The sequence below is a fragment of the Longimicrobium sp. genome, from assembly GCF_036387355.1.
Classification (GTDB): domain Bacteria; phylum Gemmatimonadota; class Gemmatimonadetes; order Longimicrobiales; family Longimicrobiaceae; genus Longimicrobium.
Genome location: NZ_DASVTX010000080.1, coordinates 1 through 25,399, shown reverse-complemented (window position 1 = coordinate 25,399; position 25,399 = coordinate 1). Strand labels below are relative to the sequence as shown.

25 protein-coding genes and 2 pseudogenes are annotated in these 25,399 nt (G+C 69.4%); 17 read left to right on the top strand and 10 right to left on the bottom strand.

What is annotated here, in order from left to right:
* Window positions 1-123 precede the first annotated feature (123 nt).
* Together VF665_RS03805 and VF665_RS03800 are read left to right on the top strand one after the other, a co-directional pair.
* Window positions 124-1,842, top strand: coding sequence for a DUF4173 domain-containing protein (locus VF665_RS03805; protein WP_331052078.1), 1,719 nt, complete (start codon window positions 124-126; stop codon window positions 1,840-1,842).
* Window positions 1,843-1,982: 140 nt separating this feature from the next.
* Window positions 1,983-2,660, top strand: coding sequence for a hypothetical protein (locus VF665_RS03800; protein WP_331052077.1), 678 nt, complete (start codon window positions 1,983-1,985; stop codon window positions 2,658-2,660).
* Between the two features lie 81 nt (window positions 2,661-2,741).
* Here the strand turns inward: VF665_RS03800 and VF665_RS03795 are convergent, their stop codons facing one another.
* From VF665_RS03795 to VF665_RS03785, 3 genes are all read right to left on the bottom strand, one after another.
* Entirely contained in the window at window positions 2,742-3,503 is a 762-nt protein-coding gene (locus VF665_RS03795; RefSeq protein WP_331052076.1) for a hypothetical protein, read from the bottom strand.
* Between the two features lie 119 nt (window positions 3,504-3,622).
* On the bottom strand, window positions 3,623-4,621 hold the full coding sequence (gluQRS, locus tag VF665_RS03790; protein ID WP_331052075.1) for a tRNA glutamyl-Q(34) synthetase GluQRS: 999 nt from the start codon (window positions 4,619-4,621) through the stop codon (window positions 3,623-3,625).
* Between the two features lie 564 nt (window positions 4,622-5,185).
* Entirely contained in the window at window positions 5,186-5,752 is a 567-nt protein-coding gene (locus VF665_RS03785) for a hypothetical protein (protein WP_331052074.1), read from the bottom strand.
* Window positions 5,753-6,310: 558 nt separating this feature from the next.
* On the opposite strand from VF665_RS03785, the gene VF665_RS03780 reads away from it, so the two are divergent.
* The 6 genes from VF665_RS03780 (at window position 6,311) to dacB (ending at window position 11,969) form a co-directional block, all read left to right on the top strand.
* Window positions 6,311-6,715, top strand: a complete 405-nt coding sequence (locus tag VF665_RS03780) for a response regulator (protein ID WP_414678104.1) — start codon at window positions 6,311-6,313, stop codon at window positions 6,713-6,715.
* 2 nt (window positions 6,716-6,717) lie between these two features.
* On the top strand, window positions 6,718-8,619 hold the full coding sequence (locus VF665_RS03775; protein WP_331052072.1) for a PAS domain S-box protein: 1,902 nt from the start codon (window positions 6,718-6,720) through the stop codon (window positions 8,617-8,619).
* 212 nt (window positions 8,620-8,831) lie between these two features.
* Window positions 8,832-9,221, top strand: coding sequence for a Panacea domain-containing protein (locus VF665_RS03770; protein ID WP_331052071.1), 390 nt, complete (start codon window positions 8,832-8,834; stop codon window positions 9,219-9,221).
* A 199-nt stretch (window positions 9,222-9,420) separates the two neighbouring features.
* Window positions 9,421-9,687 carry a hypothetical protein gene (locus VF665_RS03765; protein WP_331052070.1) on the top strand — a complete coding sequence of 89 codons (267 nt, stop codon included), beginning with the start codon at window positions 9,421-9,423 and terminating at the stop codon, window positions 9,685-9,687.
* Window positions 9,688-9,837: 150 nt separating this feature from the next.
* The gene (locus tag VF665_RS03760; protein ID WP_331052069.1) at window positions 9,838-10,434 is read left to right on the top strand and encodes a GNAT family protein; all 597 of its coding nucleotides are present in this window, start codon (window positions 9,838-9,840) and stop codon (window positions 10,432-10,434) included.
* A 38-nt stretch (window positions 10,435-10,472) separates the two neighbouring features.
* A complete protein-coding gene (dacB, locus tag VF665_RS03755) occupies window positions 10,473-11,969 on the top strand; it encodes a D-alanyl-D-alanine carboxypeptidase/D-alanyl-D-alanine endopeptidase (protein WP_331052068.1) in 1,497 nt (498 codons plus the stop codon).
* Between the two features lie 377 nt (window positions 11,970-12,346).
* On the opposite strand, the gene VF665_RS03750 is transcribed toward dacB, so the two are convergent.
* The 3 genes from VF665_RS03750 to VF665_RS03740 form a co-directional block, all read right to left on the bottom strand.
* A complete protein-coding gene (locus VF665_RS03750) occupies window positions 12,347-12,856 on the bottom strand; it encodes a hypothetical protein (RefSeq protein WP_331052067.1) in 510 nt (169 codons plus the stop codon).
* A 51-nt stretch (window positions 12,857-12,907) separates the two neighbouring features.
* Window positions 12,908-14,065 carry a hypothetical protein gene (locus VF665_RS03745; protein ID WP_331052066.1) on the bottom strand — a complete coding sequence of 386 codons (1,158 nt, stop codon included), beginning with the start codon at window positions 14,063-14,065 and terminating at the stop codon, window positions 12,908-12,910.
* Window positions 14,066-14,215: 150 nt separating this feature from the next.
* Window positions 14,216-14,626, bottom strand: coding sequence for a hypothetical protein (locus VF665_RS03740; protein ID WP_331052065.1), 411 nt, complete (start codon window positions 14,624-14,626; stop codon window positions 14,216-14,218).
* A 125-nt stretch (window positions 14,627-14,751) separates the two neighbouring features.
* Between VF665_RS03740 and VF665_RS03735 the strand changes: the two genes are divergently transcribed.
* The 3 genes from VF665_RS03735 to VF665_RS03725 all read left to right on the top strand — a co-directional run bounded on the left by VF665_RS03735 (window position 14,752) and on the right by VF665_RS03725 (window position 16,856).
* Window positions 14,752-15,099: an arsenosugar biosynthesis-associated peroxidase-like protein gene (locus VF665_RS03735; RefSeq protein ID WP_331052064.1), complete on the top strand. Its 348-nt coding sequence runs from the start codon at window positions 14,752-14,754 to the stop codon at window positions 15,097-15,099.
* A gap of 113 nt (window positions 15,100-15,212) precedes the next feature.
* The gene (arsS, locus tag VF665_RS03730; protein WP_331052063.1) at window positions 15,213-16,259 is read left to right on the top strand and encodes an arsenosugar biosynthesis radical SAM (seleno)protein ArsS; all 1,047 of its coding nucleotides are present in this window, start codon (window positions 15,213-15,215) and stop codon (window positions 16,257-16,259) included.
* 372 nt (window positions 16,260-16,631) lie between these two features.
* Window positions 16,632-16,856 carry a pinensin family lanthipeptide gene (locus VF665_RS03725; protein WP_331052062.1) on the top strand — a complete coding sequence of 75 codons (225 nt, stop codon included), beginning with the start codon at window positions 16,632-16,634 and terminating at the stop codon, window positions 16,854-16,856.
* Between the two features lie 138 nt (window positions 16,857-16,994).
* On the opposite strand, the gene VF665_RS03720 is transcribed toward VF665_RS03725, so the two are convergent.
* A complete protein-coding gene (locus VF665_RS03720) occupies window positions 16,995-17,183 on the bottom strand; it encodes a hypothetical protein (RefSeq protein WP_331052061.1) in 189 nt (62 codons plus the stop codon).
* A 331-nt stretch (window positions 17,184-17,514) separates the two neighbouring features.
* On the opposite strand from VF665_RS03720, the gene VF665_RS03715 reads away from it, so the two are divergent.
* Window positions 17,515-19,476, top strand: coding sequence for a RecQ family ATP-dependent DNA helicase (locus VF665_RS03715; protein ID WP_414678090.1), 1,962 nt, complete (start codon window positions 17,515-17,517; stop codon window positions 19,474-19,476).
* A gap of 77 nt (window positions 19,477-19,553) precedes the next feature.
* On the opposite strand, the gene VF665_RS03710 is transcribed toward VF665_RS03715, so the two are convergent.
* On the bottom strand, window positions 19,554-20,711 hold the full coding sequence (locus VF665_RS03710) for a glycosyltransferase family 2 protein (protein WP_331052059.1): 1,158 nt from the start codon (window positions 20,709-20,711) through the stop codon (window positions 19,554-19,556).
* A gap of 314 nt (window positions 20,712-21,025) precedes the next feature.
* On the opposite strand from VF665_RS03710, the pseudogene VF665_RS03705 reads away from it, so the two are divergent.
* Window positions 21,026-21,229, top strand: a pseudogene (locus VF665_RS03705) (cold shock domain-containing protein); the annotation flags it as partial.
* 255 nt (window positions 21,230-21,484) lie between these two features.
* Here the strand turns inward: VF665_RS03705 and VF665_RS03700 are convergent.
* Both VF665_RS03700 and VF665_RS03695 read right to left on the bottom strand, forming a co-directional pair.
* Window positions 21,485-22,555, bottom strand: a complete 1,071-nt coding sequence (locus VF665_RS03700; RefSeq protein WP_331052058.1) for an LLM class flavin-dependent oxidoreductase — start codon at window positions 22,553-22,555, stop codon at window positions 21,485-21,487.
* On the bottom strand, window positions 22,555-23,544 hold the full coding sequence (locus VF665_RS03695; RefSeq protein WP_331052057.1) for a hypothetical protein: 990 nt from the start codon (window positions 23,542-23,544) through the stop codon (window positions 22,555-22,557). The genes VF665_RS03700 and VF665_RS03695 overlap by 1 nt, the downstream gene beginning before the upstream one ends.
* Window positions 23,545-23,894: 350 nt before the next feature.
* Here VF665_RS03695 and VF665_RS03690 point away from each other — a divergent pair, with 350 nt between their 5' ends.
* The 4 genes and pseudogenes from VF665_RS03690 to VF665_RS03675 all read left to right on the top strand — a co-directional run.
* Window positions 23,895-24,257 carry a hypothetical protein gene (locus tag VF665_RS03690; protein WP_331052056.1) on the top strand — a complete coding sequence of 121 codons (363 nt, stop codon included), beginning with the start codon at window positions 23,895-23,897 and terminating at the stop codon, window positions 24,255-24,257.
* A gap of 64 nt (window positions 24,258-24,321) precedes the next feature.
* Window positions 24,322-24,645: a hypothetical protein gene (locus VF665_RS03685; protein WP_331052055.1), complete on the top strand. Its 324-nt coding sequence runs from the start codon at window positions 24,322-24,324 to the stop codon at window positions 24,643-24,645.
* 21 nt (window positions 24,646-24,666) lie between these two features.
* A complete protein-coding gene (locus VF665_RS03680) occupies window positions 24,667-25,029 on the top strand; it encodes a cupin domain-containing protein (protein ID WP_331052054.1) in 363 nt (120 codons plus the stop codon).
* Window positions 25,030-25,075: 46 nt separating this feature from the next.
* Window positions 25,076-25,399, top strand: a pseudogene (locus VF665_RS03675) (hypothetical protein); the annotation flags it as partial.

The window sequence follows — 25,399 nt, the reverse complement described above, 5'->3', positions numbered from 1 at the left end:
GCTGGCAACCGGAGTTCGGTTGGATGACCCATCGACGCCGCGCGTGCCGGGCGGCGACAATCAGGCCCCGCCGCGGCCGCGTGCCGCGCGTGAACCGACGACTACGGAAAGGACGTTCCGCTGATGAATACGATGGACATGGCCGGCGCCGCCGGGCCCCACCCCGGAACCCGAACCGGCCTGAGCGCCCGGACGCGCACCGGGCTGGGCATTGCCGCCACGGCTGTGGGGGTGGGCATCGCGGGGGATCTGCTGCTGCGAACCTCGCCGTGGGGCATCAGCCTGCCGCTGTGGACCGTGCTGCTGGTGGCGGCCATCGTGGGGCTGCAGCGCTGGACGGAGGCGCAGGACGCGGCGGTGGGGTGGATTCCGCTCGCGCTCGGCGCGGCGTCGCTGGCCGCGTGGCGCGACTCTCCCACGCTCAAGGGGCTCAGCATCACCGCCGTACTCGTGATTCTCGCGCTGGCGATGATGCGGGCGCGCGGCGGAAGCGTACGGCTGGCCGGGCTGGCGCACCACGCGCTGGGCATCGCCACCTCCGCGGGCGACGCGGCCATCGGCGCGGTGTCGCTGCTCTTTGGCGACGTGCAGTGGAAGGAACTGCGGTCGCGCGGCGGATCCAGCACGACGCTCGCCGTCATTCGCGGCGCGGCGTTGGCGGTGCCGCTGCTGCTGGTGTTCGGCGCGCTTCTGGTGTCGGCGGACGCGCGGTTCGAGAGCCTGCTGGGCGGCCTGTTTCAACTGGATGCCGCCGCGCTCATCGGCCACCTGCTGTTCAGCGCGCTGGTGGCGTGGATCGCGGGCGGCATCCTGCGCACCATGGCGCTGGGCGGCGACAAGCCGGGGCCGGACATCGCGCGCCCCGCATCGCTCTCCCTGGGCATCGTAGAAACGGCCACGGCGCTGGGGCTGCTGAACCTGCTCTTTCTCGCCTTCGTCCTCGTTCAGCTCCCCTACTTCTTCGGGAACGCCGAGCTCATCCAGGCGCCCGGCTCCACCTCCTTTTCCGACTACGCGCGGCGCGGCTTCTTTGAACTGGTGACGGTGGCCGGCCTCGTGCTCCCCATGCTCCTCGCGGCCGACTGGCTGGTGCGGCGCGACACGCCCGCCCATCACCGCACCTTTCGCATCGTCGCCGGCGCGCAGATCGCCCTGCTCTTTGTGATGATGGGGAGCGGCGTGCACCGCATGCGGCTGTACTGGGGCGCGTACGGGCTCACGGAGCTGCGCATTTACACGATGGCGTTCATGCTGTGGCTGGGCGTGGTGGCGGGATGGTTCGCCTGGACGGTGCTGCGCGGACACCGCCAGCGGTTTGCGTGGGGCGCGCTGGTGACGGCGCTGGACATGGTGGTGCTGCTGCACCTGGCCAACCCCGACGGGCTGATCGTGCGGGTGAACGCCTCGCGCCCGGACGCGGCGCTGCGCTTTGACGGCGCGTATGCCGCCACGTTGAGCGCGGACGCGGTGCCGCCCCTGCTGGCCGCGCTGCCGGGGATGAGCAAGGGCGCGCGCTGCCGGGCCGCGGACGAACTGCTCGCGCGCTGGGCCGACGGCCCCGGCGACTGGCGCAGCTGGAGCCTGTCGCGCCAGCGGGCCCACCGCGCCATGCAGGCCCATCGCAAACGGCTGGATGGGATGCGCTGCCCCGAGCCCGAGCCCTACACGCCGCCCGTGGGGGTGACGGTCACGCCGGCCGTCGTGGTTCCGGCCGCCGATGCGAATGTGATGGCCGCGCCGCAGCCCGCCGTCCCCGCCGCGGCGGCGCCCGCCTCCCCCGCCCCGGCGCAGCCCGCGCCGTACGGCGGCCGGAGCCAGGGGGAGTACGGGAGCGAGTTGTGAGCGCGCCGGAGGCCGTTTCCGCGGCGCCACCGATGGCGGGAACGGAGATCCGTCCATCGATGGCGCTGGTGCCGGTCAGAAAAGAGGGCGCCCCGCCGACCTCGGTGCCGCGTGTGAGCACGGGCCCGGAACCGTCCACGGTGATGTATGTCCTGTGGTACGGCTCCATCGCCCTGATCCTCGCGGGGGCCGCGGCGAGTGCGTGGATCGGCGACGCGAGCTTCGCGCTCTACATTCTGGCCGCCCTCGTTCTGGGCCTGAGCGGGCTGGCCCTCGCCATCCACACGCTCGTCCGGCCCACGGAGGGCAAGTTCCGGCACGCGCTGCTCGCGTTGGGCGCGCTGGTGGCGAGCATCGTGGCCTCGGGTCCCATGCAGGCCGCGGGAACGGAGATTCGGCTGGCCGGGCAGGTGGCCGAACTGCAGCCGGTGGCGAATGAACTGATCCGCTTTGGCCGGCTGCGGGAGTGGCGGCGCGGCGGCGGGACTCCGCAGAGCTTGAACGGCTACCAGGGAACGTTGGCCGGCGACGTGATGGTATCGCCGACAGATTCCACCGGCCGCACGCTGGACTACGTTCTGGGGCTGAGCGGCACCCCGCGGGCGGAGTACGACCGCGTGGTCCGCATGCTGGAAAATGCGGGGATCGCCGAGGCGCAGGTAGATGAGGGTGGCGTCGCGCTGCGCACCGAGGAGCACTTTCGCGAAGTGCTGCTGTTTCTGCCGCCCGGGCGCGCGTGGCAGCCCGCCAACCGGATCTTTGGCCAGGCCAGCTGGGGCAGCATGCCGCTGGGCGGCGGGTGGTACCACCTGCGCTGACGGCCGGGGGCAGGCAAACGAAGGCGGCGCCGCTCCGGAAGTCCGGAGCGGCGCCGCTCATCATCCACCAGAAGCGCTCGATCAGAAGCGCCAGGACACGCCGGCGCGCAGCAGCAGAATGTTGCTGGTGGAATAGTCCACGTTGAACGAGGTGTCTTCGCCCTCGAAGAAGTCCGTGCCCAGCTCGCCCTCACGCAGGCGGATGCGGTCGCGGTCCAGAAAGGTGATGTAGTCTTCTACCGCGAACGAAAGCGCCACGCCGCGCGAGTTGAGCATGGTGACCGCGTCCACGCCCAGGTTGAGCGCGAACTCGCGCGAGGTGGAGTTCACGTTGTCGCTGAAGCCCGAAAGCTCCGGGTAGTTGCTCCACACCACCGCCGGCGCCACGGTAACGAACGCGGCCGGGTGATAGCGGCGGTTGTCGGGAATGGGGTCGGGCAGGCGGTACTGCACGCCGGCCTTCAGAAAGGTGACGGCCGGGCCTTCCAGGATGTAGCCGTCCGTGTTGCCTTCCGCGTCCGTGAACACGACCTGGTCCTGGTCCGCCGGCGAGTAGCCGATGGCGGCCACGGCGTTCACCGGGCCGTAGACGCGCGCTTCACCGGTCAGGCCCACGGCCACGTTTCCGCCGCGCGACGTGCGCACCGAAAGCGTGGCGGCGTTGCCCACGGCGGCCACGTCGTTGTAGCCGGTGGGAAGGCGGTAGCCCACCCAGGGAGTCACGGTATAGCGGGCGGGGGGCACCAGGTCCGGGCTGGGCGGGGCGTCCACGCCGGTCACCTGGGCGGCGGCCACGGCCGGAAGCGCCAGCGCACCGGCGAGTACGAGCACACCGAAACGCATCGGTCTTTCTCCTGATCGGGTCGAAGAAGGGGGGACTGCGGGGCTTCTTCGGAGGGAAAATCGGGTGATTGGCGGGCAAAGATAGTACGCCGCGGACGCTTGCGGAATACTGTCGCGCGTCAGCCCCCGTCTTGTGGATGCACTGCTTCAGCGCTCCGGAGCAGATGCAGATCGCGATCAGTGACCACGGTGGGCGCCACGGGGAGCCGCGCGACGTCGAACCGCTCGATGAGCTGGCGCGGATGCAGCCGCTCGCCCGGCGCGGCCAGGCCGCAGGTGCTGGCGAGCCATCCTGCGACGGCGTCCGGCGGCACCCCGGCCCCACGCAATTCGCCCAGCGAAACGGCGCCGTGCCGCTTGGCCAGCCGCTCGCCGTCCGGCCCCAGCATGAGGGGGACGTGCAGAAAGCGGGGGACGGGCAGGTCCAGCGCGCGGTAGAGCAGAATCTGCCGCGCGGTGGACGACAGCAGGTCCGCGCCGCGTACCACGTCGGTGATGCCCATGGCCGCGTCGTCCACCACCACGGCGAGCTGGTACGCGGCCACGCCGTCCTTGCGGCGCACCACGAAGTCGCCCTCGTCCGCGGGGTCAAAGGCGCAGGGGCCCAGCAGCCCGTCCGTGAACGGGACGGCTCCCGCCGGCGCCGCCACGCGCAGCGCGAACTGCGAGCGGCCGAAGTCCGTCAGCGAGGCGGGGCCGGGCTCCACGCGGCGGTCGCGGCAGGTGCCCGGGTAGCGCGGCCCTTCCTCGCCGGCGTGCGGCGCGCTGGCGGCCCCGGCGATGTCGCGGCGCGAGCAGGTGCAGGCAAAGAGCATCCCCATTTCCGCCAGGCGGCGCAGGGCGGCCTCGTACAGCGGCTGGCGCTGCGACTGCACGTACGGCGCGTGCGGGCCGCCCACGTCCGGACCTTCGTCCCAGTCCAGCCCCAGCCAGCGCAGTTCCTCCAGCTGCCGCTCCATGTAGCCGGGCCGCACCCGCCCGAAGTCCAGGTCCTCCACCCGCATGACGAACCGCCCGCCCGCCGCGCGCGCGTGCAGCCACGCCAGCAGCGCGGACCGCGCGTTGCCGGCGTGCAGGGCGCCGGTGGGGCTGGGGGCAAAGCGGCCGCGCAGGGTCAAGGGAAGTGCGTGAGTGCTGGGTGCGTGAGTGCGTGAGTGCGGAACTGCAGTACGAGAGTACGAGAGTACGAGAGTACGAGAGTACGAGAGTACGAGAGTACGATTACAGGATACGGCGCGCGGCGAACGAGTGCCATGCGGCTATCCGCAGGGTCAGTTGAAGTCCCGATCGTGGGCGCGACAGCGACCACGAGTCGGGGTTACCGCACTTTAAGCGGCGTATTTATCCGCTCAGGGATGCCCGTCATCCGCGATCACCTCCTCGGCGCAACCCGTAGCCGTCGAGCAGGTGAAGCCTCACAGCAGTACCGTGAGGCTTTCAGCGGTTGTTGCGGCGAGTTCACTCGCTCAGGCTGCCTCGCACCCTGCGCGACCCACCCAACCGTCCGCCTCCGTGCAGGTGAAGTCTCCCCGTCTGTTCGGGGAGACTTTCCGCAGTTGTTGCGGCGAATTCATTCGCTCAGCAGGGCGGCGGAGCGCAGAATCCCGCCTTCCGCAACCCGCCATCCGACGAAAAAGCCTCCCCCGCATGAACGGGAGAGGCTTTTCTGTCGATGCGGTGCGTCAAAGCCCCAGCATGCGGTCCACGCGGGCTTCCAGCGACGGCTTGGTGGCGCCGCTGAGCGCGCTTTCCAGCAGGTCCGCCAGTTCCTCCCCAAAATCTCCCGGATGACGGCGGCTGATGCGCACCAGCGGCGCGAACGCCAGCAGAATGGTGCGCGGCGCCTCGTCGTCATCCGCCTCGCCCGCGTCGTCCTTCCACCCGTCCGCGCGCCACCCTTCCGCGCCCGGCTTCCACGGCTCGGACTCGCTCTCCTCGGCCTCCACCTCTTCCGGCACCATGCCCTCGGGCAGTTCATCCACCGGAATGCTGAGCCCCACCATGGCCTGGATCTCCTGCGCGGGATCCTCCGGCTCTTCGGCCATCAGCCCCAGCCGCACCGGGCCCGTAATGACCTGGTGCAGGATGTTCACCGTTTCCGGCGGCAGAAAGGCGCGGAACGAGGGCGTCTCGTTCAGGCCGGAAAAGAAGGCCATGGGAATGAGCCCCGAATCGGGATCCACCAGCCCCTCGGCCTCCACTTCCCTCATCTGCAGATCGACCGGCTCTTCCCGAAGGTACACGTGCATCGTAAGCCCCTAACGCGTTGTGCCACAACACTCGCCGCCACGGCGGTGCCCGGCCTTTGCAATCCTTTCCACGGCTTCGCCTTGGTACACTCCATCCACCTCAGGTTCCCCGCCGGGGCACCGTGCAGGATGTCGTTATCCGCCAGCGGCGTGCAACCGCAATCCGGTGCAGCCGCTCCCCTACAGTCGCCGGGAACGGGGTGTCCGCGCAAGCGCCTTCGCTGCCTCGCGCGCACCCGTCCCCGACCGGACGCGCGACGGACCGCGGCGTCACCTCAGCCGCCATCGCCCGGCCAACTCTGCGACGCCGGGTCTCACGAACCCCGGGGCGCGGCGCGGGAATTGCCCGCCGCGGGGTGGATCGTATCTTCGGGATTTCCAGACGCATCGGCCCCGCAAACCGCACCGCAGCACACCGGGACCGGGGCCTTTGCCGTCTGCCCGAACCTGCAGTGGCGGAACGGGCGCGTGTGGGCGGGGGCGGACGAAGGCTGGGGCGCATCGTCCGGTTGCGCGAGCCCGGAGAACCTGACGGAGCGGCGCCGCGTGAGCGAACCCATGCTGAACATCCTCCTGGTGGAGGACGACGAGGTGGACGTGATGAACGTTCGCCGCGCGTTTCAAAAAAACAACATCCGCAACCCGCTCTGGGTGGCCGGCAACGGGCTGGAAGCGCTGGAGACCCTGCGCGGCAGCGACATGCCCCGCGAGCGGCGGCTGGTGCTGCTGGACCTGAACATGCCGCGCATGAACGGCATCGAGTTCCTGCGCGCCCTGCGCGATGACGCCGAGCTGCGCCCCACGCCGGTGGTGGTGCTCACCACCAGCGCCGACGAGCGCGACCGGGTGGATGCGTACAACCTGAACGTGGCCGGATACATCCTCAAGCCTGTCACCTTCGTCAGCTTCGTAGAGACGATGGCGACCCTCAACAAGTACTGGACGCTGGTCGAGTACCCCTGACCGTGGCCAACCCCGACTCGTACCGCATTCTGGTCGTCGACGACGACGAACTGGACCGCATGGCCGTCCGCCGCGCCCTGCGCGCCGCCGGCCTGGACGCGCACGTGGACGAGGCGGCGGACGCGCCGGCGGGCCTGGCCGCCCTTCGCACGGGCGGATACGACTGCGTGCTGCTGGATTTTCAGCTCCCCGGCGGCGACGGCCTGTCGGTGCTGCGGGCCGCGCGCGAGGCGGGAATCGACACGCCGGTGATGATGCTGACCGGCCACGGCGACCAGGAAACCGCGGTGGAGCTCATGAAGTCCGGCGCCGCCGACTTCGTGAGCAAGGGCGCCATCACCCCCGAGCGGCTGGCCCAGGGAATCCGCCACGCCGTCCGCGTGTTTCGCGCGGAGCAGCAGGCGCGCCGGGCCGAGAACGCCCTGCGCGAAAGCGAGGAGCGCTTTCGCAGCGCCTTTGAGGACGGCGGCGTGGGCACGGCGCTCGTGGGGCTGGACGGCCGCTTTCTGCGGGTGAACTCGGCGCTCAGCCGCATGCTGGGCTACACTGCGGAGGAGCTGCTGGAGCGCCGCTTTGCCGACGTGTCGCACCCCCGGGGCCGGGCCGACGACCAGGCGCGGATGGAGCGCGCGCTGGGCGGCGAAGTGCGCTCGTACCAGAGCGAAAAGCGCTACCTGGCCCGCGACGGACGCGCCGTTCCCACGCTGGAAAGCGTGTCGCTGGTGCGCGGCGCGGACGGCGAGCCGCTGTACTTCGTCACCCAGGTGCAGGACCTGACCGAGCAGGAGGAGGCCCGCGCCGCGCTGCAGGAAAGCGAGGCCCGGCTTCGGCGCGTGTCGGAGTCGGGGATGGTGGGAATGCTCTTCTGGTCCATCGATGGCGGGGTGACGTCGGCCAACGAGGCGTTCCTTCGCATGACGGGGCACACGCCGGAAGACCTGGCCCGCGGCCGCGTGGACTGGGTGGCCATGACGCCGCCCGAGTGGGTGGCCGCGGACGCCGCCGCCATGGCGCAGCTGGCGGACCGCGGCGTGGCGGAAACGTACGAAAAGGAGTTTGTGCGGCCCGACGGCGAGCGCGTCCCCGTTCTGGTTTCCGCCGCTACCTTTGAGCAGACGGCCGACCAGGGGGTCACGCTGGTGCTGGACATGACCCAGCGCAGGCGCATGGAGCAGGAGCGCGAAGCCGCCCTGGCGTCGCGCAGCCGCTTCTACGCCGCCATGAGCCACGAGCTGCGCACCCCCATCAACGCCATCCTGGGCTACAACGACCTGCTCCTTTCCGGCGTGTACGGCGACATGACGGAGGTGCAGAGCGCCGGCGTGGAGCGGTCGCAGCGGGCCGCGCGGCACCTGCTGGACCTGGTGAACGACGTGCTCGACATCAGCAAGCTGGAAGCGGGGAAGATGGAGATCACCCCCGAGCCGGCGTCCATTCCGGAGCTGGTGACGGACCTGTTCGCCACCGTGCGCCCCCTGGCGGCGGACAGCGGCAGCGCGCTGCACCTGGAGACGGAAGACGCGGACAATCCCATCCTCACCGATCCCCGGCGGGTGCGGCAGATTCTGCTGAACCTGCTCAGCAACGCCATCAAGTTCGGCCGCGGGCGCCCGGTTTCGGTGCGCGTGCGCGGCGCGGGGGACGGCGGCGTGGTGGTGGAGGTGATGGATCAGGGCGAGGGGATTCCCGCGGACCACCTGGAGCGCGTGTTCGAGGAGTTCGTGCAGCTTCCGGACGCCAACCTGGGCGGCACGGGGCTGGGGCTGCCCATCTCCCGCCGGCTCGCCGCGCTGCTGGGCGGCCGGCTGGAAGCGGAATCCAGCGAAGGTACCGGCAGCGTCTTTCGCCTCGTCCTCCCCCCCGCCTTCCCCGCCGCCACGCTGGACGTCGCCGCCACAGCCTGAGCCCTGGGCGCGCCGGTTCGCTCCAGCCGACCCCGCGGCATCCCGGTTTAAGAGCCTGAATGGATGACCACAGTGTCCGGTCTTGACTGGCTGGTTTGGTGTGGGTAGATTCGTTTTCGGGTGATATTCGGTGCACGGGCGAGGGGGCGAGCATGGCATCCGCTCACGATGTTGCGGCGTACATCCTGGAACGGCACAGCCCGATTTCCGCGATGAAGCTGCAGAAGCTGGTCTACTACTCCCAGGCCTGGTCCCTGGTGTGGGACGACCGCGCGCTGTTCCACGAACCCATCCAGGCCTGGGCCAACGGGCCGGTCGTGCGGGAACTCTACGCGCGGCACCGCGGGCAGTTCGACGTGCGCGAGTGGCCGTACGGCGACGCAACCGTGCTGGACGAAAAGGCGCGCGAAACCATTGACGCGGTCCTGGGCTACTACGCGCCGCGAAGCGCGCAGTGGCTTTCGGATCTCACGCACCGCGAGTCGCCTTGGCGGCAGGCGCGGCAGGGAGTGCCCGACGGCGAGCGAAGCGACCGGGTCATCAGCCTGGAAAGCATGATGGAGTACTACAGCACGCTTCCCGCCGACGAGGACCGTGACTGACCGCGGGCGCAAGCGGCCTGCTGCTTCTGTCCCGGACCGCGGCAAGCAGCCGCGGTCCAATCTTTCGCGCGGCGAAGACCGCACTCCACGGTCAATTCCTGCAAATCCACGGGCCCGTTCCCCCACGTGGGCCTTCCGCATCGTGGACCTGGGCGGGCCGTGGTGCTGGCGGACCATCGACGGTGACGGATTGGTGGAGGTGCTGGGGAAACTGAAGAGCTTCGAGTCGATGACCTGGGAGGAAATCGACGGACCTACGGGCAGTCACGGCGTGGAGGTGGGGAAGCTGAGCCGGGACGCGCAGGAGCGCCTGGTCCGCATCCACCAGGACGACGTGGACCAGCTCTTCTCGTTGCGCATCAGCGGCCGGCGGCGGGTGTGGGGCATCATGGACGAGCACGTGTTCCGGGTGCTCTGGTGGGATCCGGAGCACCAGGTCTGCCCGTCCGCCAAGAAGCACACCTGATCGCGTGATGGACGGACGGAAAAGGGAGAGCCGCGCCGCTCTCCCTTTTTTTCGACCCCTGCCACCGAACGTGGCACACCGCCCCTCCGCGATTGCACAACCCGCCGCCGCTCCTCATCTTCGCATCCGCAACGCATCCGGAGATGAGCGATGATCAAGCTGGAGCCGGTGGTGCTGGAGGGGGCGCACGTGCGCCTGGTGCCGATAACGGCGGAGCACGTTCCCTCGCTGTGGGAGGCCGCGGACGATCCGGAGCTGTGGCGCTACACCCTCACGCAGGTGCACTCGCACGACGACATGCGCCGGTACGTGGACGCCGCGCTGCGCCTTCAGGAGCAGGGGACGGCGCTGCCGTTCGTCACCACGGAGGCGGCGACGGGCAGGGTCATCGGCAGCACGCGGTTCGGCAACGTGGAGGCGTGGCACCGGCGCGTGGAGATCGGGTGGACGTGGATCGCCGCGCCCTGGCAGCGCTCGCCCATCAACACCGAAGCCAAGTTCCTCATGCTGCGCCACGCGTTCGAGACGCTGGGCTGCGTGCGCGTGGAGCTCAAGACCAGCGCGCAGAACCAGAAGTCCCGCCGCGCCATCGCCCGCATCGGCGCGCGCGAGGAAGGCATCTTGCGGAAGCACGCCATTTCCGAGCACGGCGTCATTCGCGACACCGTGTACTTCGGCATCGTGGACGACGACTGGCCTCAGGTGCGGGCGCGGCTGCAGGCCATGCTTGCCGCCCCCCGCGCCTGACGCCGCGCATCGCCGCGATTCCCATCCTCAAGACTGCCATGAGCCTGCGTCCCTTCCCCGCCCTGCTGGCCGCGGCCGCGCTGGGCGCGTGCGCACCCGCCCTTGCGTCCGGGCCCGCGCCGGTGGCCGCCCACCCGCGCACCGCAGTGGCAGCCGCGGTGGACTCCATCTTCAACGACACCCTGTTCGCGCCGGCGCAGTGGGGCGTGCTGGTGCGCTCGGCAGAAACGGGCGAGGCCGTCTACGCGCGCAACGCCGACAAGCTGTTCGTCCCCGCCAGCAACATGAAGATCGTGACCGCGGCGGCGGCGCTGGAAACGCTGGGCGCGGACTACCGGTACCGCACACGGGTGGCCGCCACCGGGCCGGTGCGCGGCGGCGTGCTGCAGGGCGACCTGGTCGTCATCGGCAGCGGCGACCCCACCATCAGCGAGCGGTTCGCGGGCGACGTGCGGACGGTGTTCCGCTCCTGGGCAGACTCGCTGCGCGCCCGCGGCATCACCCGCATTACCGGCAGCGTGGTGGGCGATGACGACCGGTTTGACGACGTCCCGTTCGGCCGCGGGTGGGCGTGGGACGACCTGCAGGACTCCTACTCTGCCGAGATCGGCGCGCTGGAGCTGAACGAGGGCTTCGTGACCGTGCGCGTGCAGCCCCGCGCGGGCGCGGCGCCGGCCGTAACGCTGCGCCCCGCAAGCTCCTCCCTTCCGGTCACCGTCACCGCCATCACGGGCCCGGCCCGTTCTGAAAGCACGCTGCAGGTCACCCGCGCGGCGAGCGGGCCGGGGATCGTCGTGAGCGGCGCCATTGCGGCGGACACCGCGTTCATCGAAGAAGAAATCTCCCTCCGCAACAACACCGCGCACTTCACGGCGGTGCTGCGCGATGCGCTGGTGGAGTCGGGAATCGCGGTGGGCGGCGCGGCGGTGGATGCGGATGACCTTTCGCCGGCCGCGCGACGCGCGGCGGCGGACCTGTTTACGCACACTTCCGTTCCGCTGCGCGACATCCTTCCCGGCTTCATGAAGCCGAGCCAGAACCAGATCGGCGAACTGCTGCTCAAGACCATGGGTGCGGAACTGCGCGGGGCGGGCACGGCGCAGGCGGGGATCGCCGTGGTGGACAGCGCGGCGCGGGCGTGGGGGCTGCCGCGGCGCCTGCTGGCCCAGGCGGACGGGTCCGGCCTGTCGCGCTACAACCTGGTGGCGCCGTCGTTCCTGGTGGCGCTGCTGGATCACGAGCGCCGCAGCCCGCTGTCATCCGTCTTCTACGCGGCGCTCCCCGTGGCGGGTTCGGACGGCACGCTGCGGGCGCGGATGCAGGGCACGCCGCTGCAGGGGAACGTGCACGCCAAGACGGGCACGCTGTCCGGCGTCCGCTCGCTCTCCGGCTACTTCACCACGGCCGCGGGCGAGCCGATGATCTTCAGCATGATGGTGAACAACCACACCCTGAGCGCCCGCGACGCCGACCGCCTGGCCGAAGCCGCGCTGCTCCGGCTGCACGCCATGCCGCGAGCCGTGATCATGCCCTGAACCCGGCAGCGGAATCCGCGTGGACGCGCCTCTTCCCGGGCGCACCAACACTCTGGATAGATCTCTTTCTTCGACGTACTCCCGCAGAGTTCGGGGACGGTGCGGGGTGCGGAGATGCCGCGCCCGCCATTCTGCAACAGGAGACACGCTCCTGAAGCTGGATCTTGAGATCCTCGCCGCGGAAACCTTCGCCACGGCCGGCCGGAAGAACGAGGCCGAGCCGGCCCGCAGCGGCTCGTGGACGCGTGAAGACCGCAGCTCGGCGTGCATTGTGCCCACCTGTCAGTACATGGCCTGCTGAGCGCAACGACCCCAACGATCAAACGGCCGGAACCCGCGGGGGTTCCGGCCGTTTCTCTTTCCATCCTCCCACCCCGTCAGCGCGGGCGGCGGTCATCGGGGGCGGGGCCGCGCGGATCGTGGCCGGGCGCGCCGGGAAGCGGAGGCGTGCGCGGCATCACCGGCGGGCGGCCGATGCCCTGCGACGCCATCAGCGCCTGCTCCGCCCGCTGCACCCGCTGGCTCAACCGGCCCACCAGAATGCGGGTGGCGCGCAGGTCGTGGTTGCTCTCGATCAGCATCAGCCCCATGTCCGCGGCGCCCCACAGCAGGCCGGCGAACACGATCAGCCGCGTGGCCTCCACCAGCAGCCGCGGAATGGCGGCGTTGCCCTGCTCCATCAGCCCGATCACGATTTCGGCGATCAGCAGAATGATGAGCAGCAGGCTCAGGATCTTGAACAGCCGAGCGATGTAGCGCAGCCCGGCGTGCGGCTCCAGGTCCTCGTCGCGCACGTCCATCTCCGGCGCCACGTACGTGCTGCTCGTGCGCGGTTCATCCCGCCGCTCCACCCGGAGCTGGTCCGTGTCCCGTCCGTCATCCGCCACCGTGTGCTCCTCGGCTTGGTGTGGGTTCCCTCGTCGCCGCGCGCGCCCGGGCTACCAGCGCGCGCGAAAGCCCCGGGTGTCGATGTGCACCATCCCCTGGTGCCCGCCCGTGGGGGGATAGTAGTGCATTCCGCCCACCAGGTTGGGGTACTTGGCCTCCACCCGGTCCACCGCCGCGCCGATCACCCGCGCGTCGGCCAGGTTGATGCGCCCGTCCCCGTTCAGGTCGTCCATGATGCCGTTGTTGTCGTTGTCCACGGCAATGTCCATGGCATCGCCGTACATGTGCCGGCTCAGCTTGCCTCGCCCGGTGGGGTTGCCGCCGCCCGCGTTGTAGTTGGGCGTGCGGAACCCGCTCACGGCAAAGATGTTCTGAACCGGGTGCCCCATGGCGGCCAGCTCCTGAATCACCAGTTCCACCTTGTCCAGCACGCGCGGCTGCACCGCCACGTACTTGGGCCACACGTTTTCCTGGCCCTTGGTGATGAAGTCCTTGAGCTGGATGTGCTCCGAAAGCCAGAGCTCCTTGTTCTCGGGCGTCACCTCGATGAGCCCCGCCGGAGGCCGGTACACTTCCTTGGGCGCGCCGCCCTGCTCGAACGGCCAGTTGCCGATGTTGTACCGGCCGATGCGCCCGTTCTGCTTGGCCGAAAGGGGCACCAGGGTGATGACGTGCACGTCCGAGGCGGGGCGCACGGCGTCGCGCATGCGCAGCGCCACGTTCCAGATGCCGCCCTCGCGCGTGGTGCCGCTGGCCGGAAGCTCCTGCCCGCCCTCGGTGTTGCGCAGCACGATCTGCGCGCCGCCGGGGAGCGAGTCGGCCCCCTGCGGAAGCTGCATCTGCTCGCCCGGGCGCACGATGTCTACCTTGAGCGCACCGCTCTGCCCGCCCACCTGCTCCTCGAAGTCCGACTCGAACGACTGAACGAAGCGGTCCACCAGGAACGCCGGTTCGGGCGCCGTTTCGGCGTTCAGCGGGCTGCGCATCAGCTCCGTGGTGATGCGCGCCACGGCGGGCTGGTTGGGGTCCAGGTATGCGCGCGGCGCAAACCCGATGGTGTACACCCAGCCGGTAAGGAACACGGCCACCAGCAGGGTGGCCACCCGGTTGAAGACCCATTCCTTCCGGGGGTCCAGGCCGGAGCGCTCCCAGCGGGAGTAGGGCTCGGTCCAGAGCGGAAAGAGAAATTCGTCCCGTGCGTATTCCATAGGCGGCGCCGGTTCTTCATCATCCGTGCCGCGCCCCGGTGCGTGGAGCGCGCGCGTCGAGGACGGGCGCTTTTGCAAGCTCCCGGCCAGACATGCCTATCTGGTTGCCGTGCCGTCGCTTGGATGGATGAACCGCCCTTGGGCGAACCGTCAGCGGTCGCGGATGCGGTCCAGGCGCAGGCGGGGAAGGATGACGGGAATGCCGCGGGGGCGGATGGTGACGCGCATGCGGAGGTCATCGCCAAAGGACGCAATCAGCTGGCGCGGGTTCACCCACTCCAGCCCGGTGAGCAGAAAGGTGTTGTAGGCGTGGCCCACCACGCGGCACGAGAGCAGCCGCAGGTCGTGGCTCAGCAGCGCGAACACGGTCGCCTCCTCGAACGGGCAGTCCTGGTCGCCGATGAGCAGATATCCATCGTCCACCTGAAACTGGTGCAGCATCACGTACGCGGGAATGCGCACGTCCGTCGGCTCCCCGTCCGCGAACAGGCGGGTGCGCAGGGGCCAGCTTTCGTACGGGCCGGCGTGCTTTTCCAGCGAGAAACGGTCGGTGCGGATCATGGGCGGTCAGCGTGCGTTCGCAACAGAAAGCGTGCGGCGGGTGGCGGCGTGCGGGTCGGCGCGGTTACGATGTACAACCTGCGCCCAAGGTGCGGCGCGTTCTCCCCGAACCCTCACGGACGCCGATGTCAACCCCCGCGCACACCCACTACTACGACTCGCATGATCTTCCGCGTTTCAGCGAGATCGGCAAGGACGCGCCGCAGCTGGCGGAGAAGTTCTTTGCCTGGTACACCGCGGTGTTCGCAGAAGGTGCCCTGACCGAGCGCGAAAAGTCGCTGATCGCGCTGGCCGTGGCGCACGCCGTCCAGTGCCCGTACTGCATTGACGCATACTCTTCGGACTGCCTGCAGAAGGGCGCGGACACGGAGCAGATGACGGAAGCCGTGCACGTGGCGGCCGCCATTCGCGGCGGCGCCTCGCTGGTGCACGGGCTGCAGATGCGGAACCACGCCGACCGGCTGGGGATGTAGAGGAACGGCGGTGCCCAGTGCTCAGTGCGCAGTGCCCAGCCGGACCACCTGGGCACTGGGCACTTGATCCTGGGTACTTCTCTGTGCCGAACTTTCCCCCGAGCCGAACCATCATGTCCCGTGTTCTTCCCACGCTGCAGAAGCGCGCCTCCACCCTGTCGTCCACGCGCGAACAGCGTGGAATGCTGGGACGGGTGCCCGTGGCGCTCTCGTTTGAGTCGGCGCTGCAGGGCGCGGGGCTGTTTCCCCTGACGGCCACGGGAATCGACATCTTTCAGATCAACGTGGGCCGCAAGTGCAACCAGACCTGCCGCCACTGCCACGTGGACGCGGGCCCGGACCGCACGGAAATGATGCCCGACGCGGTGATGGATCGGTGCCTGGAGGTGATCGAGGCGACAGACATCCCCACCGTCGACATTACCGGCGGCGCGCCGGAGCTGCACAAGCGGTGGCGGGAGCTGGTGGTGCGATCGCGGGCGGCCGGCAAGCATGTGATGGACCGCTGCAACCTGACCATTACGCTGCTCCCCAACTACGCGTATCTCCCCGAGTTCTTTGCCGAGCACGCGGTGCACGTGGTGGCCTCGCTGCCGCACTACCGGCCCAAGGGCACGGACGCGCAGCGCGGCGATGGCGTGTTCGGGGAGTCCATCCAGGCGCTGCAGCGGCTCAACGCGCTGGGCTACGGCGATCCGTCCACGGGGCTGCAGCTGGACCTGGTCACCAACCCGGTCGGCACCTTTCTGCCGGGCAACCAGGCGGGGCTGGAGGCGGAGTGGAAGCGGCAGATGGAGCGGCTGTACGGCATCCGCTTCAACCGGCTGTTCACCATCACCAACATGCCCATCAGCCGCTACCTGGAGTTCCTGGAGGAGAGCGGCAAGCTGAACGAGTACATGGAACGGCTGGTGACGGCCTTCAACCCGGCCGCCGCGGCGGGGGTCATGTGCCGCAACACGCTTTCCGTGGGGTGGGAAGGCACGCTGTACGACTGCGACTTCAACCAGATGCTGGAGCTTTCGGTGGATCCGCGCGGCCCGCGCACCATCTTTGACTTCGACCTGAACGCGCTCGCCCACCGCGAGATCGTGCTGGGCCCGCACTGCTTCGGATGCACCGCCGGCGCCGGCTCAAGCTGCGGCGGCGCAACGGCATAGGACGAGCGTCTTTCCAGCGGACGCGACGAGCGGCTTCCGGACCTCCTCCGGAAGCCGCTCTTCGTCGTGGATCAACCTTCCAGCTCGCGACAACTGATCCCGCCGCCGAAGTTCGCCGAATCCCGAACCGGACACCCGCGCTACGCGGCCATCCTCTTCGTCACGCGGACCTTTTGCGCCGTCGCGGCGTGCGCATCGTGGATGGTCACCTAAACAGGCAAATTCATATTCCGCCAGTAGATGGCACAGCGTCTGCACAAGGGTACGCCACGCAGGCCAACCGGATCACGTCGCAATTACGCGTGTTCACGGTGGCCGAGGGAGCGCACCGCGGCGGAGTGCTCCCCCACATTCAAGGAGAGGGATCGCGAGATGAAGAAGATCAAGCTGAACCTGGAAAACCTGACGGTCGACAGCTTTGAAACGGATGCCGCGCAGAGCGGGCGCGGCACCGTGATGGGCCACGTGCCGCCCACCGTGAACGGACAGCGCTGCGGGTCGGCGTACGATGCCTGCCATACCGGCCTGTGCACGGCCGACTGCGGCGAGACGTACAGCCCGGCTGCCTGCCCCACCTACTATCCGGAATACTGCTGATCCACAAGCCGCTCCCGTCCACCAGGCCGGGAGCGGCCGCACGGAAAAGCAGCGAGGGTCACGAGGGGCCGGATACGGCTCCTCGTGACCCTCGTTCGCGTTTGGTGGCGCCGCTCCGCGGCGGCCGGGTTCAGCGCATCAGGGCTGTGCGGGAATGAAGCCCGTGGTGTCCGTGGGAGTGGCGCCGCCGGGCATGGTGATCTCCGGCTGGTCCAGCTCGCCCGCCCCGGCCATCGTGGGCGAGCTTCCGGAGCACGCCGCGCCCGCGGAGGCGGCGATGATGACGGCGGCGGCTGCGAGAGTGCGCTTCGCGTTCATGGAATCCATCCCTCAGAATCCGTTTCCGCTGCCCGCCTGTTCCGCGGGCCTTTGGGGCGCCGGTCTCTCGCATCTTGCGTGCCGACAACCACATAGCCGCCATCCCTCCGGGGCGGGTTCCCGCGCTGGGTCCCGGGCCGCGATCCCGCCTGTGTCGGCTTCCGGGTCGATGCGCTTTTTACGCCAGCGATGCGCGTTTCACCACTTCTGCGCCACGTCTCGGACCCGTTTCCCGACACCCCTTGACCCTGTGTATCACGTCCACTTTCTTCGTGGACGCGTTCCCGCTCCGCGCCCGGTCGACCGGCCGGCCGCGCTCCACTAGCTTCGGGTGGTCGCCATGCCGCTTTCCACTGAACTCCCGGAACCGCCCGTGTCCCACGCCGCCGCCACGCCCGAAGACCTGCTGCGCGAACGCTTTGGCCTGCCCGGCTTTCGCCCCGGGCAGCGCGAGGTGATCGACTGCCTTCTGGAAAGCGGCGGCGCCCTGGCCGTTTTTCCCACCGGGGGCGGAAAGTCGCTCTGCTACCAGCTTCCCGCGCTCCTGCTGGAGGGCGTCACCGTCGTGGTGTCGCCGCTGATCGCGCTCATGAAGGACCAGATCGACTACCTGCGCGGCCGGGGCATCGAGGCCGCGCGGCTGGACAGTTCGCTCACCCGCGAGGAGGCGGGCGCGGTGGAGCGGGGGCTGCGGTCGGGGACGCTCAAGATCCTGTACGTGGCGCCGGAGCGCTTCAACAACGAGCGCTTTCTGGACCAGCTGGGCCGCGCGCGCATCTCGCTGTTCGCGGTGGACGAGGCGCACTGCATCTCGCAGTGGGGCCACAACTTTCGCCCCGACTACCTGAAGCTGGCGGAGACCGCGCGCACGGTTGGGGTGGAGCGCGTCCTGGCGCTCACGGCCACCGCCACGCCCGCCGTGGTGCAGGACATCTGCTCCACCTTCGCCATCGACCGGGCGTGCGCGGTGGTCACCGGCTTCCATCGCCCCAACCTGTTCCTGTCCACCGTGCCCACCGCCTCCACCCGCCGCGACGCGGTGCTCCGCGAGCGCATCGCCGGGCGGCGCCCTGGGCCGGGAATCGTCTACGTCACCCTGCAGAAAACGGCGGAGCGCGTCGCCAAGCTGCTGGCGGAAGCGGGGGTTCCGGCGCAGGCCTACCACGCGGGGATGGAAACGGAGGACCGCACGCGGGTGCAGGAGTGGTGGAAGGGCTCCGACGAGGCGATGGTGGTGGCCACCATCGCCTTCGGGATGGGGATCGACAAGGCGGACGTGCGCTACGTCTACCACTACAACCTGCCCAAGGGGCTGGAAAGCTACAGCCAGGAGATCGGCCGCGCCGGGCGCGACGGCCTCCCCAGCACCGTGGAGATGCTGGGGAGCCTGGAAGACGTATCCACGCTGGAGAACTTTGCGTACGGCGACACTCCCGACCGCGAGGCGCTGCACGGCCTGGTGAAGGAACTGGCCGCCGCCGACGCCACCTTCGACGTGGCGCCCCGCACCCTGAGCAACCGGCACGACCTGCGCGAGCTCGTGCTGCGGACCGCGCTTACCTACCTGGAGCTGATGGGCGTGGTAAAACAGGGCACGCCCTTCTACGCCGGGTACCGCATCAAGCCGCACGTGCCCGTTCCCGAGCTCGTGTCGCGGTTCACGGGGGAGCGGGGGGCGTTCGTGGAGGGGATCTTCAAGCGCGCCAAGTTCGGCCGCAGCTGGTACACGCTGGACCTGGACGGCGCCGATCCGGACCAGCGCAGCCGCATCATCCGCGCGGTGGAGTACTTCGGCGAGCAGCAGCTGGCGGAGGTGTCGGTCACCGACCTGCGCCTGCGCTTTCACAAGCTGGTCGCCAAGCCCGACGCGGACGGGCTGGCCGAGACGCTGTACGAGCAGTTCGTGCGCCGCGAGCAGGCCGAGGTGGAGCGCATTGGCGACATGGCGCGCCTGGTGACGTACGACGGCTGCCAGACCAACGTGCTGCTGGCCTACTTTGGCGAGGCGCCCTCGCAGCCGTGCGGGCACTGCACCTGGTGCGCCGACCACAAGCCGAGCGCCTTTCCGCCCATGCCCCCCGCGCCCGACATCGGCGCGCGGGTGAACGCGGCCACGCTGCGCGCCCTGGTGCAGGAGCATCCGCAGGCGCTCGCCACGCCGCGCCGGCGCGCGCGGCTGCTCTGCGGTCTTCCCAGCCCGGCGCTCAGCGGGGCCAAGCTGACGCGCCACCCGCTCTTTGCCTCGCTGGAGGACGTGCGCTTTCCCGACGTCCTGGCCTGGTGCGAGCAGGACGGGGGCTGACGGGGCACGGACACACGGACGCCCGTCTCGCCTCCGTGCCTCCGTCCGCGACCGCCGTTCAGAGGCCGGAAGGCGGATCAGATCCGGTTGGCGCGCAGTTCGTCCAGCGGGTAATGGGTGCCCCGCCACTCGATGCCGCGGTTGATCAGCGCGTAAAAGGTGGCGTTCCAGATCACGATGATGAACAGCGCGGACGCGATGGGAAACGCCACCCCGTGCCACCACGTGGCCTTCTGCGCCCGTGCGGAGCCGGCGTACAGCCCCAGGATGAGCAGCAGCGACACGCCGTACAGCACCTGCGTCCACCCGCGCGTCAGGAACACCGCGGCGAACGGCCACATGAAGAAGACCAGGTGCACCGCCGTGGCCAGCATCACCAGGCTCACGCGGTAGTCCACGCCGGCGAATCCGTTCTTGCGCAGCCCGCGGATGGCTTCGGGAATGCTGCTGTACCACTCGACTTCAATCAGCTCCGGGCCCAGCACGAAGTCCTGCAGCATCCCGTTCTTCTTCACCAGCTTGCCCAGCTTCACGTCGTCGTCAGGCCGCATGGCGATGGCACGGTGCGTCCCCATTCGGCGGTAGCTGTCCGCACGCACCAGGTTGAAGGCGCCGATCCCCACGTGCTGCCTGCTGCGGGGGTCGCGCACGCGCCAGGGACGCGTGTACAGGCTGAAGAAGATGGTAAATACGACGCCGAACGCGGTCAGCATGCGCCCGGGCATGTTCACGTGCGGGGCCACGGTCAGGTGGTCCAGCCCCTCGCGCACCAGGTACCCCGCCGCGCGCGCCACCGCGTCCGGCGCCATGACGATGTCCGCGTCGGTAAACAGCAGCAGCTCGCCCCGGGCGGACTGCGCGCCCATCCACAGCGCGTGGTTCTTTCCCAGCCATCCCGCGGGCAGGTCGGTGACGTGCACCACCCGCAGCCGGGAGTCCGCGGCGGCCATGCGGTCCAGAATGGCCCCGGTGGCGTCCTCGGACCGGTCGTCCACCACGATCACCTCCATTTCGGCGCCGCGCTGCCGCAGGAGCGAACCCAGCGCATGCTCGATGGCGCGCTCCTCGTTGCGCGCGGCGACAATGATGGAGATGGAAGGCGTTTCTGCCTCGGGAAGTGGCGGAATCTGGTGCAGGCGGCGCAGGCGCGACCCGCCGATTCCCATCTCCACAAAGACGCCGACAAAGAAGATGGCGGTAACCGCCGCCAGCCAGAACAGGATCGCGTGGGCCATGGTGCCTGCGTGAACGATGAATCCGCGTCCGGGCTCGTGCCGGAGCGCTTCCCTACCCCGCGAAGGCCCCGCGGAGCCGTCCGGCGCGGGATGAACGAGCCGTGCACCAACCCTGTGCGCACCTTGCAGGCCGATCCGCGTGGCGTGCTGTACTGCCCCGTCAAGCTGTTACAGTTCTCCATCCCGTTGAAACACGGGGCTTTGAACAAGTTCAGGCGCTTCCCGTGCCGGGGTGCCACCAAATCCGGAATGATCCGTGCGAAACCGCACCCCGCTCAAACGGTCCACCGCTACTCCAGCCACACTGGTCCCACATGGAACACGCATCCGGCACGGTAAAGTGGTTCTCGCAGGAAAAAGGCTTCGGCTTTGTGACCCGCGAGGACGGAACGGACATATTTGTCCACCACAGCGGCATCACCGGCCGCGGGTTCAAGACGCTCGAGCAGGGCGAGCGGGTGGAGTTCGACATCCTGGAAGAGCCCAAGGGCCTCAAGGCGCAGAACCTGGTGCGCCTGGACGCGCCGGAGGGCGGCAGCACGCGGAGCGCAGACGAGGGCTACGGCAACCGCGCCGGCGCGGGCGAAACCGGCTACGGCGGCGGCAACCGGTCCGGCGGCTACGACCGCGGCGGGTACGGCGGCGGTTCGGGCCGCGGCGGCAACAGCGGGTACGGCAACAGCGAGTGGTAGCGCCATCGCGCGGAGCGGCCCGGCGCCTCCTGGCACCGGGCCGCGCTCCGTGCTCCTGCCGCGCCGCTCCGATCGCGGGGTTTAGGCTGCGGCGGACAGTTCGCCCGCGTCCTCCCGCGGGCGCGCCTGGTTCACCAGCGGCATCACCTGCTCCGCAAAGCGCTCCATCTCCTCCGCCTGCGGGCTGAACTGCAGCAGCATCAGGTCCAGCCCGGCGTCCTGAAAGGCGACCAGCCGCTCCGCCACCTGCTCCGGCGTTCCCACCAGCCCGCTCTTGAGGCCGCGGTTGCTCACGGAGTAGTCCTCCAGGCTCACCCGCTGCTCCAGTTGCGTGTTGCCGATCCAGTCCTGGTAGTTGGCGTAGCCGCGCGCGCTCTGCTGCACGTCGGTAATGCGCGCAACCTCGCGCCGGGCTTCGTCTTCCGTGTCGCGCACCACCACGTACCCCGCCGCGCCGTAGCTCATGGGCGGCAGCCCCAGCGCCTCGCGCCGGCCGCGCAGGTCCGCCACCTTGGCGGCGATGGTTTCCGGCGGATCGCCGTGGGTGAGCCACGCGTCACACTTCTGCGCGATCAGCGACTTGGCGGCCGGGCTCTCGCCGCCGGCGTACAGCGTGGGGCGCGGATTGCGCACCGGCTTGGGCTCCAGGATGGCGTCATCCACCGAGTAGTACCTGCCCGTGTAGCTGAAGCGCGGCTGCGACCACATCCCCGTCACCACGTCCAGCCACTCCGAGGTGCGCGCGTAGCGGTCGTCGTGCTGGTCGAACTGCACTCCGTACTGCCGCGCCTCCGTGGCCCACCAGCTCGACACCACGTTCAGCGACAGCCGCCCGCCGCTGATGCGGTCGATGTTGGCGGCCTGCTTGGCCAGCAGGCTGGGCAGGTGAAAGGTGGGGCGCACGGCCACCATGATCTCCAGCCGCTCCGTTACCGCCGCCAGCGCCGCGGCCGTGCTCCACGCGTCCAGCGAGGGCGCGTCCATCCCCTTGATGTCGTTCAGGTTCAGCTCGGCCACCAGCGTGAGGTCAAAGCCGATCTGTTCGCTGCGCTGCGCCAGGCGGCGGACGTACTGCCAGCTCGCCTCCATGCGCTCGTCGTCCACGTTGCGCAGCCACCCGCCGAACACGGGGAGCCAGTACCCGTAGCGCATCAGGCCGCCTCCTTTCGCGCGCGGGCCTCTTCGGCCGCGGCGGCCTCGCGCTCCAGCCAGTCCGCCAGCCGCGCGAACGGATCGAAACCGATCACGTTCGGCGCATCGGCCACGAAGTTGGAGAGCGCGTTGATGTCGTAGTAGTACAGCTGCCCGTCGCGCGCGTCCACCATGTACTCGATGCCGCCCACCTCAATGCCGCTTTCCGCCATGATGCGCTCCACCGCCTCAATGACGGGGCGCGGCGGCTCGTATCCCTCCACCCGCAGCCCGCGCTTGGGCGCGTCTACGGCGCAGATCTGCGCGTCCAGCTCGGCGCCGTCCACCCGCTGGCAGACGTCCGCGGGGCACAGGTCAAACGAGGTGCCCGGCGTGTAGATGCGGATGCCGTACAGGTAGGCGCCGCCCAGCACCTCCACGCGGGTAATGCGGCTTTCTTCCTGGATGATGAACTCCTGCACCAGCGCGGTGCTGTCGATCCCCAGGTCCAGCCCGTCCACGGCCTCGGCCAGCGCCTCGGGCGTGTCGAAGCGCCGCACGCCCGCGCCGCTCCCGCCGATGTTGGGCTTCACCGCCACGGGAAAACGCAGCCCCTCGGCCGCGGCGGGCGCCTGCTCCGCACGGTGGATGACGCGGGCGCGCGGGTACGGCAGCCCCAGGCTTTCCAGCAGGGCCAGCTGCCCGGCCTTGCTGATCTCATTGGCGAAGGCCTGCGCTCCGTTCACCACGCGCACGCCGCGGCGCTCCAGGTGCGCCAGCCACGACTGCGTGTAGAAGATGGCGTCGCCGCGGCCGCGCAGGTACGCGGAGGGGCTCATGCGGTTGAAGACCAGCGAGTACGCCGGCTCCTCGGCCGGGTCAAAGGTGTGCTCGGCGGCGTTCAGCTTTACGTACGGCGTGCCGCGGCGGTCCAGCTCCGCGAACAGCGGCTTGAACCACTCGGGGTGCTCATAGAAGATGGCGATCGGTCGTTCCAGTCGTGCGGGCATCGCTCGCTTGTCCTGATCCCTGGGGTGAAACGCAGAAACGCCGCCGCTCCGGAAGGGGAGCAGCGGCGTCGGTTGCTGTCGCGGTCGCCGGGGTGTCTACCCGGCGGACGGGGTCACTCCAGACCCCGGTTCGCGCACGTGAACGCTGTCGCCTGCCCTCCCGTCTCGCGGAAGCACATGCAACAACACATCATCGGGGCGCGGGCAGTGGTCTGCATGGGGATGATGGTAGCCACACACGCGTGTTTGCACAAGTGCGTCCGGCCGGTGGCGTAAACTGTACAGTGTTGACACCAGCCCAGGTCTTCCCTAGCTTTCGGTGCAGACCCGAAACAGGGAGGGTACGGCCGATGGGGGTGCCCAAGCGTGAGCGCCTGCAGGAGTCCTACCGAAGATTGGCTGCCGCTCCGGCTGCTGGTTCGTTCGAGGAGATGTTTCAGCAGTACGCCAGCATCATGAACCGGATGGAAGACGAGTTAACGGACGTGCCGTACTCCCCGGCCGACTTTCTTACGGATGGCCGGCTGTATCCACCGCAACGTGACAGGATTGTCTCGGAATCGCGTGACGGCCGCGTCGTCAAGCTGAGAAGCCGCGGGCATTATACGTTCATGGGCCGCAACGGCTCGATCGAAGTGACCGCGAAGGACGGGACAGTGGAATTTCGCAAGGCAGGCGCAGACGGAGTTCACGTCTGGGAACAGGGTGCATGAGGTGCGATTGGTGCATCACTGCGGATGTAGCAGCTCGCCTCGGAAACCAGAATCGGAGTGGGTGATGAACGTCATGGAGCAGCTCTGTGCCCGGATCAGAGCCCGATTTCCGTCCGCCAGCACTACGCTCGAAAATCCCGTCTCTGACACGGGTAGTTGGTGGCTGGACAGCACACTCGAAGGGCATCATGTGGTCATAGAATGGAGACCGGGCGTAGGCTTCGGCGTTTCCGCGCCCTTCAAGGACGATTACGGTGAGGGGGCGGATGAGGTGTATCAGACCGCGGACGAGGCCTGCGAGCGCCTGTCGGAACTGCTGCTCACGCGCGCGCACACCTTCGCCCACACGGACGGTACACGCTCCGGGCGGACGGCCCGGGTCGCGTAATCTCGCCCTCCAGAGGACTCGATGCCGGAACCGATCAGCCTGCGCGAGAAGCTGTCGCGCTTTGACGACCACTGGAACCCGCGGGTGATCGCGGAGCTGAACGGGCAGCACGTGAAGCTCGCCAAGTTCCGGGGCGAGTTCATATGGCACGACCACGCAGACGAAGGCGAGCTGTTCATGGTGCTGCGCGGGTCGTTCCGCATGGAGTTCCGCGACCGCACCGTGGAGGTGCGCGAGGGAGAGATCCTCGTCGTTCCGCGCGGCGTGGAGCACCGCCCCGTGGCCGACGAGGAGGTGCACGTGCTGCTGTTCGAGCCCGCATCCACCCGGCACACCGGCGACGTAGTGGACGCGCGCACCGTGACCGAGTACCAGTGGATCTGAAGCCGGGCCGCATCCCCCATCTGCCGAAGCCGCTGTGCCTGAGTTGATGAACGTCCGCCGCGCGGCGCCCTGCCGGCGCTGGCGCACGGCACGCGTGGTGGGATGGGCCTGCGCCGCGCTACTGGCGCTGCTCGCGATCATGCGCGTGCTGCTGGCGCCCGACCCGTCCGCGGCGGAGGGCACCCGCGTGGCGCTGGCGCAGCTTACGCACCTGCGGCCGGATCTGGAAGGGCGTGCCAACCGCATGCAGGAACTGTTTCCCGAAGGGCGCGTGTTCACTCTGGCGCTCTACGGGCTTGCGTGGGTGGACGTGGGCCGCGGCACGTCCGACCCCGCCCTGCGCGCGCGTGCGCTGTCCGAAGCCCGCTGG